Source organism: Paenibacillus sp. P13VS (assembly GCF_015143645.1).
Classification (GTDB): Bacteria; Bacillota; Bacilli; order Paenibacillales; family Paenibacillaceae; genus Paenibacillus; species Paenibacillus xylanilyticus_A.
This window is the reverse complement of sequence record NZ_WYEV01000004.1, coordinates 102,640-119,179: the sequence shown is the minus strand read 5'-3', so window position 1 is coordinate 119,179 and position 16,540 is coordinate 102,640. Positions and strand designations below refer to the sequence as shown.

At 48.7% G+C, this 16,540-nt stretch carries 18 protein-coding genes and 1 pseudogene; 8 read left to right on the top strand and 11 right to left on the bottom strand.

The window, feature by feature from the left end; genetic code table 11:
• The first annotated feature begins 46 nt into the window (after positions 1 to 46).
• The 8 genes from GUA98_RS10315 (at position 47) to GUA98_RS10280 (ending at position 8,004) form a co-directional block, all read left to right on the top strand.
• Positions 47 to 988, top strand: a complete 942-nt coding sequence (locus tag GUA98_RS10315; RefSeq protein ID WP_193722973.1) for a YwqG family protein — start codon at positions 47 to 49, stop codon at positions 986 to 988.
• Between the two features lie 197 nt (positions 989 to 1,185).
• Complete coding sequence (locus GUA98_RS10310; protein ID WP_193722972.1) at positions 1,186 to 1,644, top strand: DinB family protein; 459 nt, start codon at positions 1,186 to 1,188, stop codon at positions 1,642 to 1,644.
• A 134-nt stretch (positions 1,645 to 1,778) separates the two neighbouring features.
• On the top strand, positions 1,779 to 2,720 hold the full coding sequence (locus tag GUA98_RS10305; RefSeq protein WP_193722971.1) for an aminoglycoside phosphotransferase family protein: 942 nt from the start codon (positions 1,779 to 1,781) through the stop codon (positions 2,718 to 2,720).
• Positions 2,717 to 3,448, top strand: a complete 732-nt coding sequence (locus GUA98_RS10300) for a response regulator transcription factor (protein ID WP_193722970.1) — start codon at positions 2,717 to 2,719, stop codon at positions 3,446 to 3,448. Before GUA98_RS10305 ends, GUA98_RS10300 begins: the two co-directional genes overlap by 4 nt.
• 66 nt (positions 3,449 to 3,514) lie before the next feature.
• Positions 3,515 to 4,657: a sensor histidine kinase gene (locus tag GUA98_RS10295; protein ID WP_193722969.1), complete on the top strand. Its 1,143-nt coding sequence runs from the start codon at positions 3,515 to 3,517 to the stop codon at positions 4,655 to 4,657.
• A gap of 116 nt (positions 4,658 to 4,773) precedes the next feature.
• The gene (locus GUA98_RS10290) at positions 4,774 to 5,496 is read left to right on the top strand and encodes a hypothetical protein (RefSeq protein ID WP_193722968.1); all 723 of its coding nucleotides are present in this window, start codon (positions 4,774 to 4,776) and stop codon (positions 5,494 to 5,496) included.
• The gene (locus GUA98_RS10285) at positions 5,493 to 7,355 is read left to right on the top strand and encodes a transglycosylase domain-containing protein (protein ID WP_227779570.1); all 1,863 of its coding nucleotides are present in this window, start codon (positions 5,493 to 5,495) and stop codon (positions 7,353 to 7,355) included. The genes GUA98_RS10290 and GUA98_RS10285 overlap by 4 nt, the downstream gene beginning before the upstream one ends.
• A gap of 103 nt (positions 7,356 to 7,458) precedes the next feature.
• Complete coding sequence (locus GUA98_RS10280; protein ID WP_193722967.1) at positions 7,459 to 8,004, top strand: DUF2569 domain-containing protein; 546 nt, start codon at positions 7,459 to 7,461, stop codon at positions 8,002 to 8,004.
• Between the two features lie 122 nt (positions 8,005 to 8,126).
• Here the strand turns inward: GUA98_RS10280 and GUA98_RS10275 are convergent, their stop codons facing one another.
• The 11 genes and pseudogenes from GUA98_RS10275 to GUA98_RS10230 form a co-directional block, all read right to left on the bottom strand.
• Complete coding sequence (locus tag GUA98_RS10275) at positions 8,127 to 8,576, bottom strand: threonine/serine exporter family protein (RefSeq protein WP_095360501.1); 450 nt, start codon at positions 8,574 to 8,576, stop codon at positions 8,127 to 8,129.
• An 18-nt stretch (positions 8,577 to 8,594) separates the two neighbouring features.
• Positions 8,595 to 9,359 (bottom strand): threonine/serine exporter family protein, encoded by a 765-nt coding sequence (locus GUA98_RS10270; RefSeq protein ID WP_390584586.1) that lies wholly within the window; start codon positions 9,357 to 9,359, stop codon positions 8,595 to 8,597.
• A gap of 275 nt (positions 9,360 to 9,634) precedes the next feature.
• Positions 9,635 to 9,940 carry a hypothetical protein gene (locus GUA98_RS10265; RefSeq protein ID WP_095289295.1) on the bottom strand — a complete coding sequence of 102 codons (306 nt, stop codon included), beginning with the start codon at positions 9,938 to 9,940 and terminating at the stop codon, positions 9,635 to 9,637.
• Positions 9,941 to 10,004: 64 nt separating this feature from the next.
• Positions 10,005 to 11,048 (bottom strand): S66 peptidase family protein, encoded by a 1,044-nt coding sequence (locus GUA98_RS10260; protein ID WP_193722966.1) that lies wholly within the window; start codon positions 11,046 to 11,048, stop codon positions 10,005 to 10,007.
• A 93-nt stretch (positions 11,049 to 11,141) separates the two neighbouring features.
• Positions 11,142 to 12,479, bottom strand: coding sequence for a DUF4179 domain-containing protein (locus tag GUA98_RS10255; RefSeq protein ID WP_193722965.1), 1,338 nt, complete (start codon positions 12,477 to 12,479; stop codon positions 11,142 to 11,144).
• 2 nt (positions 12,480 to 12,481) lie between these two features.
• Complete coding sequence (locus tag GUA98_RS10250) at positions 12,482 to 12,991, bottom strand: RNA polymerase sigma factor (RefSeq protein WP_321573863.1); 510 nt, start codon at positions 12,989 to 12,991, stop codon at positions 12,482 to 12,484.
• A 208-nt stretch (positions 12,992 to 13,199) separates the two neighbouring features.
• Complete coding sequence (locus tag GUA98_RS10245) at positions 13,200 to 13,721, bottom strand: ankyrin repeat domain-containing protein (protein ID WP_193722964.1); 522 nt, start codon at positions 13,719 to 13,721, stop codon at positions 13,200 to 13,202.
• Positions 13,722 to 13,737: 16 nt separating this feature from the next.
• Entirely contained in the window at positions 13,738 to 14,169 is a 432-nt protein-coding gene (locus tag GUA98_RS29510) for an NUDIX domain-containing protein (RefSeq protein ID WP_321573878.1), read from the bottom strand.
• 117 nt (positions 14,170 to 14,286) lie between these two features.
• Positions 14,287 to 14,778, bottom strand: a pseudogene (locus GUA98_RS10240) (GNAT family N-acetyltransferase); the annotation flags it as partial.
• 180 nt (positions 14,779 to 14,958) lie between these two features.
• Positions 14,959 to 15,795, bottom strand: a complete 837-nt coding sequence (speD, locus tag GUA98_RS10235; protein ID WP_095289300.1) for an adenosylmethionine decarboxylase — start codon at positions 15,793 to 15,795, stop codon at positions 14,959 to 14,961.
• A gap of 112 nt (positions 15,796 to 15,907) precedes the next feature.
• A complete protein-coding gene (locus GUA98_RS10230) occupies positions 15,908 to 16,486 on the bottom strand; it encodes a DUF1273 domain-containing protein (RefSeq protein WP_193723403.1) in 579 nt (192 codons plus the stop codon).
• Between the last annotated feature and the right edge of the window lie 54 nt (positions 16,487 to 16,540).

The following is a 16,540-nucleotide window of genomic DNA, read 5'->3' as shown; positions in this document are numbered from 1 at the left end:
TGAATATGTCTCACCATAGATGTATTGGCTGAAGGAGAGGATCTGAATGATTAAACCCGAACAATGTGAACGTCTGACTAGAAAAGCTCGCAAAACGCTGGAGGAGTACGGATTGGGCACTGCCGCTGATCTATTGGTATCCTCAAGTCGCTGGGGAATCCGGCTGGATGTATCGACACTCGATGAATATCGCCGAACGGGCAATTCACGTGTGGGCGGCAATCCTGACCTCCCTGAGCATATCCAGTGGCCGCTGACACAGGATGGTGTGCCGATGACTTTTCTTGCCCAGCTGAATCTTGTGGACTTGCTTCCATATACCCCGAATGATGGACGCGTGAGCTTGCCTGAACGGGGAATGCTCTACTTTTTTATTGGAGTCGATGAGCCCGCCTACAATATTGAACATCATGTGATCTATGAGCCGGATTCGCATAACTTGACTAGGCGTGAGCCTGAAGGTGTTACCGCGCTGGAGACCGAATTTGCAGCACATGCCGTTACGGTACTGCCTAATTTGGAGTTTCCTACATATGCTTATGTTGATGCCCAGGCGCTGAATGCACTATCCGTACAGCAGACGGGCGAGAATGAAGTGGCAGACCCGGAAGGAGGGCTGTATGAGCGGTATCTTGAATTCGAATCGGACTGGAATCATCCGAGTACCCAGAATTGGGGCGGAATGTTCGGTTACCCTGACGGCCAGCACCCGGATGCAGAGCATCAAGCCCTTTTACAGATCGTACTTGGTGAAGAATACGAGTATGATGAAGAGAAATGCGAGAACAAGCTGACCGCTCATTATGGAGGAGATCCGGAACGCACACGGCAGGAACTGGAGGATACGTTACTGCTTCTTAAGATAGATACCCATGACGGCATTGGTTTCCAGTGGTGGGATTGCGGAGAACTGCAATTTTTCATTCGTAAATCGGATCTGTTTGCCGGAAGGTTCGACCAAACGTATTGTTCGTTATATTCAAGCTAAGATCCGGATTAAATGTATAGAAGCAACAAAAACGTCCCTGTTTCCGTCCATATGATGGAAGAGGGATTTTTTTGTTCATTTTTTGTTCAGTGAATGTTGGTTTTGGTGCACAACCTGTTTATTTATATAGGGGATATGGTCTGGGTTGAAATGAGATCATATGTTCTGTATAATGGGATAAAAAGGAAGTGATTCGGATGATAGAATCCGTATTCAAACATATTGATGTGGCAGTCACATCGTTGATTGACATCTGTGATCAGCTGTCCGAACAGGACTTGGCTTTAACTCCGATTGAGGGGAAGCGCTCGGTTGGTGAACTGCTGTCTCATCTGTCGTTGATCTGCCGTGCAGATGTGTACATATCCGAAGGTGCAACGGAAGAAGAGATGACGATGTTCTACGAGATGAATCATCCCCGTACGCTGAGCGAGATCAAGCAGTCCCTGGCGGAGAATCGGATGTATCTATATCAGCGGTACAGGCAGTTTAACACCAAGGAACTGTTGAAGGTAACGGACTCTTATTGGGGGGCTTCATACAGCCGTTTGGAATGGCTGCTCGAAATGATGGGGCATATCTATCATCACAGAGGGCAGTTGTACACGATGTTGACTCTGGAGGGGATCGAGCCTGGCGTAGTATTGTTTGCATAGTGAACTACATAGTACATTTTGGTATTTCCTGAATCGTGTCTATCTACTCCATACATAGAATCGTGCAATCGGGTGCAGGCAACGCACACTGGACCAACAAGCTGATCATACGCTTCAATAATTTAGGAGGAGGAGTGGGACAGAAAATGATGTATGATGCGTTAAAAGAAAAGCTCCGAAATATTCTTAAGCTGCAACAGACGATGGAGCTTCTGCCAATAACGGAAGGTTATTCTTCTGATCTGAAGTTCAAGGTCAAAATCCCGGGTCGAGGGGATTTTTTGCTGCGCACATTTGACTTGTCTCAAGAACCCTTGAAAAGAAATGAATATCAATGCATGGCGGGCATGCAGGAGTTGGGGGTTCGCTGCCCGTTACCGGTTAGCATGGGGAGACTTGATGAAGATAATGGCTATATGCTGCTTAGCTACATAGAGGGTGAAGACGCATCGAAGGTGCTCCCGAAGATGAACCAACAGAGCCAGTGGGCTATAGGTGTGCAAGCAGGTGCTGAGCTGCGGAAAATGCACCAATTCAAGGTAGAGAACCAAGCAGAATCGTGGTACATACGTAAAAGCAAGAAGCATAAGCGTTATGTGGAGAAGTATAGACAGTGTTCTGTCAAAATGGAACATGATCAGCATGTTCTGGCATTTATCGAGGAGAGTCTGGACTGGATGAAGCATCGGCCCGATGGGTTCCAGCATGATGACTTTCATCCGGGCAACCTTGTAATCAAGGAAGATAAGCTCGCAGGTGTTATCGATTTTAACTGTTTTGACCAGGGGGATCCGGTTCATGAATTTCTGAAGCTGGGCCTGTTTGCATCCGAGACGAGCACCCCCTTTTCCATTGGACAGATCCAGGGTTATTTTGGCGGGAATGAGCCTGACGAGCAGTTCTGGAGATTGTATTCCTTATACACAGCAATGGCGCTTGTATCTTCTGTAGTATGGATCCAGCAGGTCAAACCGGAAGAGACAAATGACATGATGGACAAGATTGAGCGTGTCCGGGAAGATCATGATGATTTTCGCATATTCGTTCCCCGGTGGTATAATTTGAAGAATCAATGATTCAGGGAATCGAAAGGAATAATGCCGTGGCACAGCCAGCTACCATTCTGCTTGTGGATGACGAGCAGGAGATTATTAAACTGATGGAGATTTATTTTGGCAATGAAGGGTACAGGGTTTTGACGGCAAGTGACGGACTGGAAGCACTGGAACAACTGAAGAAAGAACAGATCGATCTGATTATTCTGGATGTCATGATGCCGAATATGGACGGACTCGAAGCGTGCATGAAGATCAGGGAAGAGCAGAAGATGCCCATCATCATGCTGTCCGCCAAGAGCATGGATATCGACAAGATAACGGGACTAAGCATTGGTGCGGACGATTATGTGACCAAGCCGTTTAATCCCCTCGAACTTGTTGCCCGGGCCAAATCCCAACTTCGCAGGTACTATACGTTTAATGAAGGACGGGAACACAAGGAGCATGAATGGGTCATCGATGATCTGGTCATCAATACGGATACACATGAGGTCTGGGTGGACGAGCAGCCTGTTCGTCTGACTCCGCGAGAATTTGCCGTCCTGGAGCTGCTCGCACGTCATCAAGGCTCTGTATTAAGCATGGAGCAGATTTATAGACAGGTATGGAAAGAAGAATTTATGGAATCAAATAATACGGTGATGGTACATATTCGGAAGATTCGCGAGAAAATTGAAGTTGACAGTAAACATCCGAAATTTATTCAAACCGTGTGGGGCGTCGGCTACAAAATGATTAAACCGTAACACAAATGCTCGATTATATCGCTACGTTGCATCGCAGTTGAAGCACATGAGCAGGGAGTCTTGTAGATGAATTCAAAATTAATTAATACGGTTCGGTGGAAGTTTATCTATGCCTTTCTGCTGAGCGGGATTTTGACGGCAGCCATTCTGTATGGTGGCAACAAGGTTGTGCAATCCATTCTGGCAGCCCAGGTATATCCCAATTACTCCATTCCGGCCAGAGGAATCCGGTGGCTGATTAACCATATTGGTTCTGTTCCGCTGATGATTATGATCGGCGTGCTAGCTTTTGTACTGTTCTTTTTCCTGTTCACGCGCAGAGTGATGCTGGTTCTGGACGAGATTACTGACGGTATTCAGGAGGTAGCCAAAGGGGAGCTGTCACACCGGATCGAGGTGAAGACATCGGATGAATTCGGCGTTGTTGCTGCCAGCATCAATCAGATGGCTGAGCAATTGCAGCAATCGCTGCAGGAAGAGCGAAGTGCGGTAGCTGCCAAAAATGACCTGATCACGGGTATCTCACATGATCTCCGGACGCCGCTGACCTCCATTCTTGGTTTCCTGGAGTACATCGAGAAGGATCGGTATCAGGACGAGATTGAAATGCGTTATTATGTCAGCATTGCATACGAGAAATCCTTAACCTTAAGGAAATTGATTGATGATTTATTCGAGTATACACGTGTTAGCGGTGGAAGCCTTCCCTTGTCTCTGACACCGCTTAATCTGAATCCGTTCCTGATGCAGCTGGCTGAAGAGTTTGCTCCCATGCTGGAAGAGGTAGGCATGACGTACAAGATTACTGGTGGTCAGGAGCCGCTGTGGATTATGGCAGCTCCGGGAGAGCTTGTCCGGGCCTACGAGAACTTGTTCAGCAATGCAATCCGGTATGGAGCACAAGGGAAAGTGGTTGAAATTGCATTATCCCTTGATGAGGGAGAAGCAGTGGTCCGTATCAGTAATTATGGAGAATCTATCCCGGCTCAGGATCTGCCTCATTTATTTGAAAGGTTCTACCGGGTCGACAAATCCCGCTCGCGCGATACAGGAGGCACGGGGCTTGGCCTCGCTATTGCCAAATCCATGATTGAGCTGCATCATGGCCGTATCGCCGCATTCAGTGAGAATGGCAGAACCGATTTCGTCACTCGCTTCCCGCTGGCTCCTGCTTCTGTTCATCATGATTCAGAGGAACAGGAAAGGTAACAGAAGCAGTCTATATTAAGAAAATGATAAGAAGTTAACCACTTCCTTATTAAGAAGTATTCGGTAAGCTTAACCTCATCCACAAGGATCTGCTTAAATGGAGGAGGAGACCGAATATGAGAGGTTCATTACGTACAGTCAGATTAAGATACATATACATCTGTGGAGCAAGTGCGCTGCTTAGCGCGATGCTCCTGTTTGTCGTTTATCGCATGTCACGTTTCGCTTATCATCACATCTTGTCTGAGGCCACAGGAGTGACTCGTATCGTCCACTGGGGAATCAACCATGTCGGAACAAGGCCCTTCTTGATATTCATCGGAGGAGCCTTATTTGCTCTGTTCTTTTGGATTCGATCCCAGAAAATTTCAGACGATATGAATCGGATTACCATGGGAACACAGGAGATGGCTGAGGGGCAGATCCCCGCTCCGATTGAGGTGTTGAATCGAGGTGAGCTCCGGCAGATCGCAGCCAACCTGAATGAGATCGCGCTTTGCATGCATAAGGGACAGTTGAATGGACGTGAAGGTTTCGCTTCACTGCCTGAATATACTTCAGGTCTCGATAATCATGCCGATGAAAGGATGAAAAGAGACGAAGTGCAGCGAGGTTCGGTGCAAGCCGATTTGCCGATCAAACTGACGCTGTATGGAGTTCGTTCTGCACTGGAGGAGATCATGAATGGACACTGCAGGGACCAAGCTGAGATAGAACATTGGGCAAGAATGGCCTATGAACAGACCTTACTGTTACAGCATGCACTTGAGTCCGTTCACATGGATGCGCGTGAACATGCCTTCCCGGAAGAACAGGAAGGCAAGGAGCAGGGATATTGAGAAGTAAATTAAAGAAGGCCATGTATCCTATTTTTGATGCAGCAGTAGTCGTTGTTGTTTTGATACTGATAGGTTGTCTCTATTTGGCTCTATACGGTGAGGCTATGGTGCGTAATCATCCGGAGGCCATAGCCAAAGCCTCTTCGACCGTTATTACCGACTCGACTGGAGCTGAAATTGTTAGATTCCGTACGCAGTCGAGCGGGTTTGCAGAATATGCGGATCTCGAAGACATGCCGGAGCTGTTAATACAGGCATTTCTGGTTACGGAAGACCGCCGCTTTTATCAGCATGAAGGGATCGATTATATCGGTATCAGCCGGGCTATTGTGCAGGATATCGCACACATGGATTGGAGTCAGGGAGGCAGCTCCATTACGCAGCAGTTGGCGAGAAATCTGTACTTGAACGGAGAGAAAACGCTGGTGCGGAAAGTGAACGAAATGTCGATTGCCCTATCACTGGAGAAGAGATTTAACAAGGATGAACTGCTGGAGATGTATCTGAATCATATCTATATGGGGCGCCAGCAGTATGGCGTGAAAGCCGCAGCGCGGCGTTACTTCGGCCATGATGACCTGCATCAGCTTGAGCTATGGCAGATCGCTACGCTAGCGGGTATTCCCAAGGGGCCTTCCATCTATAATCCGGTGGATGATGATGAGCGATCCAAGCACAGACGCTCCGTCATCCTTACTCTCATGTACGAACAGGGGCTGATTACCCGAAAACAAATGCAGGAAGCGCGCAGCGTGGACTATACGCCGCCTGAAGCAGCATCTGTGTCAGCTGCAGCAGAACAACCTATGCCGGATTATATATCTGCGGTGGATACAGTGATGCAGGAAGCTGCTCGTCTCACTGGTAAACGAGAAGCGGATATTCAATCTGCAGGATGGACCATTCACACCGGACTCGACAGCCAGGCACAGCTTGCCATGGAGGAAGCATTCCGTGACACCTCACGGTTTAACGATGATCGGGAAGATGAACAGGTACAGGCAAGTATGGTTATAGTTGATCAGCATAATGGTGAAGTGAAAGCGATGATGGGTGGACGAAATCCAGTGACAGGTGACATGAACCGGGCAATCACCGACGCAAGGCAGCCTGGTTCGGCATTTAAGCCGATTATTGCGTACGGTCCAGCTCTGGAATCCGGTCATTTTAAACCGGAGAGCATGCTGCCTGACAAACGCACATCTTATGGCAGTTATCGACCAAGCAATCTGGGAGGACAGTATAGAGGTTCTGTCACGATGTCATTTGCACTTCAGAAGTCCATTAATGCACCAGCGGTATGGCTTCTGAATCAGACGGGGCTGAAGCAGGCACATGAGTTTGCTAGCCGACTGGGGATTGAACTGGATCAGGAAGATTTCAACCTCTCCATTGCGCTGGGAGGTGTACATAAAGGCGTATCACCGCTGAAAATGGCCCAGGCCTATTCCGTGTTTGCCAATAATGGCAGATTCAATACGGCACATCTAATTCGAGAGATTAGGGATACGAATGGACGAATTATTTACGCGTATCGACCCGAGAACAAGCAGGTAATCACGTCCACTACGGCTAATACAATGACCATGATGCTGCAAAATGTGGTTAGCCACGGAACCGGCAGCCGGGCCGGGCTGAGCAGGTATAAGGTGGCGGGGAAAACGGGAACGACACAGGCAGCAGTACCTGGGATCGGCAGTAAGGGTAATCGGGATCTATGGTTTGTCGGTTACACGAGCAAGTGGACTGCAGCTGTCTGGATGGGATTTGACCACACCGATGCAGAACATTACATGCGTTCAGGGAGTGGTGCGGCGGCAGATTTGTTTGCATCAGTCATGAACCGTGCAGATCGGTAGAGCTGAAGGGATCCAACTCGTTGGCTTTTATTTCCTGATTTACAACACAAAATATGGATCATGAGGTATAATGTACGTTTTAACGGTTTGGAAGGAGGATGAGATGGGAGATCAAGAACGTAACACCGAGGTTGACACAAGATCATTGTTTTCTGAACCCGGGACAAGGGTAGAGCTGCCGGGGATATCCGGATTGGGCGGCTGGCTTATTTTAATTCAGATTAGCTTAATTGCTTCGCTGCTGTTACTGGTTATGGATTTGTCTCAGGTTTCTGTTATCATGAATCCAGCCGATCGGGGAATGTTCAGTGAAGCGGATCTGGACCTGTACTATCGTGTCATGAACCCGTTATTATGGTACGGAGCGATAAGTAACGTTATTCTTCTGATCATCGTTATTGTGAATTTGGTCCTGTTGTATATGAAAAAAAGGCAGTTTCCACGCATGATGATTATGCTGTACTTGGCTAACGTGCTGGCTGCCATCGGGACATGGATCATGATTGGTCAGACTGAGATTCCAGGAGCGTTGAACGCGTTCGATACAACTCCCGCACGGAATTTAACCATCAGATCGATACTGACATGCTGTATCTTCATTCCATATTTTCTGAAGTCGGTCCGGGTGAAAAACACATTCGTAAAGTAATCCATTCTTACCAAGCAATCATTCAAAGATAGTAATTGTTAAAAGGCCCGTTATGATCAGGTTGAATCCTGATGAAACGGGCCTTTTCTATGACCATCAGACGTATCTAATTCCAGAACCGATTATGACTTGGCTCTCAGCGCGCCAGGCAGCCGGCGTATCGTCTGGTTGAGAACTTCAGAAAGGACAAGTCCTACAGCGATGGCTCCCGATAGCATTAGTGCTTTGGCAGCCATCTCGATGGCCGCACTATAGTCATTCTGTACAAAACTGCGCATGGCATTATACGCGAGACCACCAGGGACGAGTGGAATGATACCCGCGACGCTGAAGATAATGACCGGCGCCCGGAACAGGCGGGAGAACATTTGGCTGATCACACCAACTGCGATGGTAGCTGCAAGTGTGGCAGGAACGGCATCTGCTGCATATTCCAGCACGACATAGATAATCCAGCCGATCATGCCGACGAAGCCGCCATGAAGCAGCATGCGGCGTGGAGCATTGAATATGATGCCAAACGCAGCCGAAGCGACAAAGCTGGTCAGGGCTTGTTCTATAAAATGAAGCATAACCTGCATACCTCCGTCTTACGTAAAAAGTGAAAATACAACCGCAATGCCTGTACCAATGGCAAACGCCGTCAGGAACGCCTCAGCTCCCTTGGATAACCCGGACACCAGATGTCCAGCCATCAGATCACGCACAGCATTGGTAATCAGGAGTCCGGGTACGAGCGGCATGACCGATCCAATAATGATTTTGTCGCGTTCATGTCCAGCTCCGATAGCAACAAGTAAGAAGGCGAGCAAGCCGATAACAAAAGAAGCACTCAGCTCTGCGAAAAACTTGACCAACACCAGCCGGTGGAAAACGATAACTGCGGCATAACCGATTCCTCCGCAGATCACAGCAGGCAGGAAGTCATCCCAGCCTCCGCCGAACATGATGGTAAAACAACCGCTTGAAAGTGCTGCGGCAAGCAGTTTGACCCGTGCAGAATAGGAAGAGGGTTTACCTTCAATCTGCAGCAGCAGATCATGGGCTTCCTGAACGGAGAGTTCCCCTTGGCCTATGCGGCGGGAGACGGCGTTCACTTCGGACACCTTATCCAGATCTGTGGTGCGCTCGGAGATGCGAATCAGCTTGGCTGGTTCGGTAGCATCCACCGAGAAAAAGATACCTGTCGGTACAACATAGCTATGTGAATGAGGGAGTCCCAGGGCGGCAGCCATCCGTTTCATCGTATCTTCCACACGGTAGGTTTCGCCCCCGCTTTGCAGCATGATTTTGCCTGCCAACAAGCAGATGGCAATCACGCGGGACTGTTCAGTCGTATTCTTTTCCGGAATCACCTTCTCGGTCTGGACCGTAGGAAGGGGATCAAGAGGGTTGTATTCCAAGCGGGATCATGCTCCGTTTCTTATGAGATAAGGCCTGGGGCCGACACCATTGTATCATATTTCACACGTTAACACGGAAACATACCGCACGAGCAATAAAGTCATACCTACATTTCTAATACATCCGCTCGATCGTTTGCAGCAGCACCAAAAAGGCTGCGTCCCTAATCCCCGGAGGTTACAGGAGCGAAGCCTTTGGAATGTTGCGTTATTACACATTGTATGGACTACATTAACAGGGTAATAACCAGCAGCTCATACAGCACGAGTGGCAGGATGGTTGGTCCAAACAGTGCGCGCGGCTCCGGATATCCATGCATTGGAGTGACCTGAAGATACAGAATCCCCCGATCTGCACTGATGATGACGCCTTCCCATACCTGACCATCGATATTTTGGACCTGTACTTTCTGGCCCACATACTGCCGGGCTGTATGATGAAGCATATTCCGCACACTTTGCACGGATTGGAGCATCGGTTGATTGGCCTGATAGACGACGCGTGCGGATGGTGTGGATGTGGATTCAGACATGGTGCACAACCCTTCCTCGAAATAAGTTCTTACTTCAAGGTATGCATCCGCCTACAAAAGGTGATTACACAAATGACATCTGAAGTCCCGCGCGTCCAGCCTGATAATCGACATGGCCCAGTGCGCCATTCACAAAAGTAATCTGCGGAGGGATATGACCGAGGTCCACATCGTAAAGTACAGGCACATTCAGATCCCCAAGTGCAGAGGACAAGGCATCGGTAAAATTGAAATCCCCGGTATCCGAATAACCTGCTGGTCTGCCGAACAAAAAGCCCTTTACGCCCGCAAACCAGCCGGCCTGTCTCATCTGCCACAGATGGCGATAAATATCCCCTGCATTCATCTCGCAGCTCTCCAAATACCAGATGGTGCCTTCATCTGCGCAATACTGGTCCAGATACGATGCAACCGGCGCGTAAGGAGTGCCGATTAGGCAGGTGATGGTATCCATACAGCCGCCCAAGAGTCGTCCCGAGAACGTAACAGAGGCATTTGCATCATCAGGTTGACCGAGAAGTTTCCAGCGAGAAGGGGTGTCCAGATTGAAACCGGGCGACTCCCGGATCCAGGCCGATTGATAATGAGTGGAGGAGGATTGCGTAATCTGTCCTCCCTGACCCGTTTGTAATACATCAATCCAGCGGGCAGTCACCGGATCGAGCTTGTTCGATCTGAGGTCCACATAGTTGGTACCATGAGCTGTAGCCGTTCCCGTGAGCAGTGTATAGGCGAATAAAAAGGTGCTGATATCCGAGTAGCCCAGAACCCATTTCGGCGGTAATGTCCTTAGAGCTTCCCAATCCAGCAATGGCAGGATATCCATCAGAAACTCCCCGCCCCACGGTGGAATGATGGCCTTGATCGCTGGATCATGGAAAAAGGTGTTTATCTCTTCTGCACGGTTCTCTTTGGATGAGCTTACACATTTGATATTTTGCCGCAGCCAGCGGCTCTCCTGAACGTGAAAACCAAGTCGCTCCATATTGCGTTTGCTCTCATTCAGATAATGATGCAGGGATTCATCCACACCACTTGAAGGTGCGGCCACACCAATGGTGTCTCCTGAGGCAAGCGGCTGGGGGTAACGGATGGAATGGGTATTCATCGTGTAAACCTCCGTTTCTGTTCATTATATTTTTTTGATAGATGATTTCCATTATATAGAATATTCCTATTAATTCCAGCCTTTATTTTAGAATTAGTTATCCAAAGGAATTTCGAGAGAGAATGGTGCTTTGATTTTCATTGGATAAGTGCTCAGCTTCATTTGTAGATGGCCTTTTATTTTTGCTCCTTTTTCTACAGTAGAGTGGACAGTTGTAATCCCTGAAGAATCTCCATCTCCAGAGCGGTAGCTTGAGGTTGGCACATTGAAAGTCTTGCCAGCTTCGTCCTTAATCTCGGTAAAGCCCAAAGCAAATCCGCCCTCCATGTCTGGTACAGAGAACATTAGAATCCGGTCTTTTCCAGCAATCTGGCTTCCCATAAACTTCATAGTTGGAGGACCTCCTGTAATAGTCCCAGACTCCAAATCAAGGGAGAGATCCAGTTCATCCTTATCCAGACCAGAAAGACCAGACCCATGCAAAGTAAGCTTTTTCGGAATGGAGAAATACATGCTCTCAAAGTAAATGGAGCGTTCGCCATCGCCACCCATCGTTGTGTCCGTTCTCCATGCACGCCCTTGTTCATCAACCAGTTGAAGATCGCTGAACCCAAACACCTTCTTCGTATTTTTCGGATCAAATGCCACATCAAGTACGAGACGAGTCGGATAAAGGGTAGCTTGTTTGACATCAATACGCTGCCCATCTACCGTTAATGTTTGATTCACCAGCAGAACTCTCTTCATGCCTTTGGTTAAATTTTTATCTACAGGTAGGGTGATCTTCCATTCTCCAGGATTCGCTTTACCTCTGGTTTTGAACACCACACTCAGCTCGTCGGGAGGAGTGGCCTCATCGGTAAAAACAACATCAATCATATTCTCGTACACATTTTCGTCTGAAGTGGGTTTGGGTGAAGAATAGCCAAAAGCAACAGGGAGATGGTCACCATTCCCATCAAGCAAGTCGATATCATACTCACCCTTCTCCGGATCTTTCATGCCTTTCATCGTATAAAAAATAACCATGCGTGACTCGTCGGTAATAATGCCGTCAATGGTCACAGAAGCCCCGTCATGCTCATCGGTAATCCCGACCTTCTGCAGCAAAGATTGATCAATCGCCATCTGCAGACCTTTGTCCTGGCGAATCATGCTGACGATGCCTTCCATGCCAGGCCATTGCTCCACGAAGGAGGCAAAAGCGGGGGAGACTCGGATACATCCGGTAAACAGCAGGATGATGGCCGCTGCCGAGATCGAGCTCATGTACCAGCGTACCCGCGATTTACGCCTGCGTGCAGCCTGACGTATTCCGGTCTGTACAGACTGCTGCACAGCAGCATCCGGAACAGTGATCGTATCGTATTCCGTTTTACGTCCATGCAGACGTTGTTCCAACTCCTCAAACTGCTTCTGTTCATCGGTCATGATCATGCATCTCCTTTCATTTGTAGCTGAGCACGAAGTTGTCCAAGTGTCCGGTGAAGTCGGGATTTGACCGTACCAACCGGAATGTCGAGGATCTCGGCAGTTTCGGTTAGGGAGAATCCTTCGAAATAACTAAGGATAATAATCTGCTTGCAATCCGGTTCCAATGCAGATACAGCTGCGGCGAGATCCGGATCTTCGGGCCGATCCCAGCTGCTCGGTTCGTGCATCTCCGTGACCGGGCTGTAACGGTTCTTCCGTTTGCGTTCGTCTGCACAGTAATTGAGCAGGATGCGAATGAGCCAGGTGCCGAAGTATGAAGGCTCTTTTAGTTTTTTTAGTTTGCGGTATGCTCGGTATGTAGACTCCTGTATCGCTTCCAAGGCATCACCCTCGTTGTGCAGGTAAGCATAAGCGATCCGATACAGGCGGCTCTGATGCATTGCCATTAAGGCAGCAAAAGCCTCAGCATCCCCTTTTTGTGCGGCAACAGTAAGCTCTGTAGGGGTCACATGGCGCCTCCTTTCATGGCTTTGTTTTCGTATTAGACCGTGTGAAGGGCCAATCGGTTCTTGCTTTTAGAAAAATATGTAGATTATTGCTCAAATTCTCGTTCAGTACCTTGAATCAGATCGCAAACAACCGCCAGGCTGTCTCTTTGTAGTTCAACAAGAGTCCTGACGGTTATTCAAGTTTGGTTTCACTTTGTCTGCTGGATTACTATTTCGTTGCAGCTGCTTCTCGCAGATAGGAGGCGGTAGAGGTGTTGCCGCGTTCAGTTGCGATGTCCAGTGCAGTTTGACCTGCTGCATTCAGAGCATTCGGGTCCGCACCATGCTGTAGCAGCAGTTGAATCAGTTCAGCCTGATCCGTATGAAATGCTGCAGAATGGAGGGCATTCTGTCCATCACTGTCAAGGATGCTGCAAGATGCTCCATGTTCCAGCAGCAAATGGATGACCTCTGAAGAACGCTCCCCTGCAAGTGCCGCATGCAGTGCCGTATTTGAAGGAATGAATGAGATCCTGGAATTAGAAATGGCATTTACATCTGCTCCATGATCCAGGAGAGTACGAACTGCATCTGCTTGTCCATAATGCGAGGCATATCCCAGTGGGGTAAGCCCATCTCCGTTCTCGGTGTTGGCCAGCTCAGGGAAGGTTGCAAGAACCGATTGCAGGTTCGCTACATCACCATGTTGCGCTGCCTGAAATAAAGCGTGAATTGCTTCGGATTGATTCAATTGAATGACCTCCATTTTAATCCATATAAAGTCGCTTAGCTGCCTCTAGGGCAGGTACGGCAAAACAGGCGAGTGGGGAAGGCAGGTCATGGAGCGGGAACCAGCCGATATCACCAATTGCGCCGCCTTCTTCCAGATTTCGGGCGATGCCGCGGATATTCCGGGCCGAGTAGAGGACCGATATCCAATGTTCTTCTCGTTCTGGACGAATGGTCTCAGCGGTGCAGAGCAATTGATCGATGCTAATATCCAGATCCACTTCTTCCTTGATCTCCCGAATGACCGCCTTTTCCAGTGATTCGTATGGGTCGACTTTGCCCCCGGGAATGCTCCAAGTGTACTGCTCTGGCTGACGATTCCGCCATACGAGAAGCACCTCATTGCGTTCGTTCAGGATAACGGCTCCGACACCAATACGAGGTTGATCGGAGGCAGCTGCGACTTGCACAGTGGATGCCGAGTATTCGGATTTCAGCTTCGGCGAGGTGGATTGGAACGACAGCGGAAGTCCGGTCCGGGCAGCCCACTCCTCAGCCAAAATGCTCATGGAGATCAGGTCATAATGGGTTCCGTCCCGCAAGACAGCGGAGCGCTGCCGACCTTCTTCTCGGAATCCAGCTTTCAAGTACGCGCGCCTGGCGGCTTCATTGTATTCAATCACTTCCAGCGCAATCCGGTTCAGATTCAGTTCATGAAAGCCATACCGAATAATCAGATCAAGTGCATCACTTCCGTATCCCTGACCACGATCCTTATCTTCACCAATGCCAATGGCAAGGCGAGCCGAGCGATTGTTCCATTCAATTCGGTAAAGAGCGGTAAATCCGATAAATCGATTGTCCTCCAGTGTTCGCAGGGCAAATTCAAAACCGTTGTCTCTTCGAACAGCAGATGATCCCGTTTCGTCCGGGGTTAGCGGAACCGCAATGTCTGTATCCAGGTTGCGCAAATATTCGTAATTGTCCGTGTAATGTGCCAGACGCATGCAATCTTCCGGGCATGGAGCGGCGAGCCGAACTTTGGAGCCGTGAAAAGCATTCAAGTTACGTGGAGCCATGCTGCGTACACCTCTTTTGATTTGTAATCTGTTTTAGGTTTTAGGTCGTGTAAGCTGAAAAATATCTCGTATGTTTATTATACTATGGATGCCAGACAATTACCGAAAGGCAGCAAAAAGGCTCTGCCGACCCGGTTGTCAGCAAAGCCCTGTTGGTGGGGCGCATAGCCCGATGATGGATTATAACGAATCAGAATTCTGTACAGAAGGACGGTTTATATTTTTGCCATAATAAATCTCATCCATCTCCAGCTTCAGCCACTCCGTAATTTCATGCTGTTCCGCCTGGCTCAGCTTGTCCTTGGTATAACCAAAGAGGTAGTTATCGAGGTCAAACGCCTTCAGCTTGCATTTCGTGTGGAAAATATTTTCCTGATACACGTTAACGTCAATCATGTCGAAGCCTTTTTTGATCTCGTCCGGAATATAGTTCTGAATTGAACCGATCTCGTGGTCAATAAACAGCTTGCGGCCGCTCGTATCCCGCGTGAATCCACGAACCCGATAATCCATGATCATGATGTCCGTGTCAAACGAATGGATCAGATAATTGAGCGCCTTCAGCGGCGAGATTTCCCCACAGGTGGAGACGTCGATGTCGGCACGGAAGGTACTGATCCCTTCACTGGGGTGGAATTCGGGATACGTATGAACAGTGATATGGCTCTTGTCGAGCTGCATGACGACATTGTCCGGGAGCGGACCTGGGGATTCTTCAAACGATTCCTCCGGAACCTCCACGATCGGTCCTTCCGAGACAAGCATCGTCACACTGGCCCCTTGGGGGACATAATCCTGCTGTGCGATATTGAGCACATGCGCACCAATGATGTCCGCGACATTTTTCAGAATTTTGCTCAGCCGATCCGCGTTGTACTGTTCATCGATATATTCAATATAAGCTTCGCGTTCTTCTTTGGTTTTCGTGTAGCAGATGTCGTACATATTGAAGCTCAGCGACTTGGTCAGGTTGTTGAACCCATGCAGTTGAATGCGCTGCTCAGGCGTTAATGTCATGGCTGCAGTTCCCCTTTATCCATACGACATGGTAATCGCAGTTTTAATACTACTTATACCCAACCTTTCGCCAAAAAAAACATAAGCATGAATTCCGGCTTATCCAGCCGCATTAGAATGAGGAGTCCTCATAATCGCTTACGCTGTTCATCCGCTCGTCCTCGGCTATGGACTGAATATCCTCGGAAGTGACACTGATGATCGTGTAATCCTCATTCTGCTGTTTCTTCACGGCTTTTTCCTTCACAAAACGGGGGCTGCCCTCTGCGGCATCCTCATCATAGACCAGCAGGATGCCATCGCTTTTGCGCAGCAGCAAGTCATCCCGTGCTGTAAATTGCCATGGGCCGATGTAAGGCTGCTTGCTCACCGCTCCGTAGTAATCCACGCCCTGAAGGATGGTGCGATAGTATTCCTGCTTGTCTTCCTTCCATTGTTCCTCCGGGTTCTGAAACGCAGTGATGATGGACAGCTTCAAGTGGGGATAGGTCTTTTTTAGCTCAAGTACCACTTCGCAGGCCCACAGGTCCACACCATATTGTCCAGGAGTTAGCACCCACTCTAGTCCATCCTCCACAAGCGGCGTGAGACGGGAGGAGATGGCCTTTTTGATGAAAGGAATTCCTTCATGCTTCTGTCCGAAAATTTGCAGTTCATGTGCCCGGTATCCGGTAATTAACAGGTTCTTCAGCTTAACCTCCTCCTTCTCAGCACGACTTGTCCTCTCAACGCCCAACGATCAAGA

Excerpts from the sequence above, each read along its gene's own strand:
- GUA98_RS10280 (WP_193722967.1), top strand. The coding sequence starts at position 7,459 with ATGGGAGATCAAGAACGTAACACCGAGGTTGACACAAGATCATTGTTT.
- GUA98_RS10310 (WP_193722972.1), top strand. The coding sequence starts at position 1,186 with ATGATAGAATCCGTATTCAAACATATTGATGTGGCAGTCACATCGTTG.
- GUA98_RS10300 (WP_193722970.1), top strand. The coding sequence starts at position 2,717 with ATGATTCAGGGAATCGAAAGGAATAATGCCGTGGCACAGCCAGCTACC.
- GUA98_RS10265 (WP_095289295.1), bottom strand. The coding sequence starts at position 9,940 with ATGTCTGAATCCACATCCACACCATCCGCACGCGTCGTCTATCAGGCC.
- GUA98_RS10315 (WP_193722973.1), top strand. The coding sequence starts at position 47 with ATGATTAAACCCGAACAATGTGAACGTCTGACTAGAAAAGCTCGCAAA.
- GUA98_RS10260 (WP_193722966.1), bottom strand. The coding sequence starts at position 11,048 with ATGAATACCCATTCCATCCGTTACCCCCAGCCGCTTGCCTCAGGAGAC.
- GUA98_RS10255 (WP_193722965.1), bottom strand. The coding sequence starts at position 12,479 with ATGACCGATGAACAGAAGCAGTTTGAGGAGTTGGAACAACGTCTGCAT.
- GUA98_RS10275 (WP_095360501.1), bottom strand. The coding sequence starts at position 8,576 with ATGCTTCATTTTATAGAACAAGCCCTGACCAGCTTTGTCGCTTCGGCT.
- GUA98_RS10290 (WP_193722968.1), top strand. The coding sequence starts at position 4,774 with ATGAGAGGTTCATTACGTACAGTCAGATTAAGATACATATACATCTGT.
- speD (WP_095289300.1), bottom strand. The coding sequence starts at position 15,795 with ATGACATTAACGCCTGAGCAGCGCATTCAACTGCATGGGTTCAACAAC.
- GUA98_RS10295 (WP_193722969.1), top strand. The coding sequence starts at position 3,515 with ATGAATTCAAAATTAATTAATACGGTTCGGTGGAAGTTTATCTATGCC.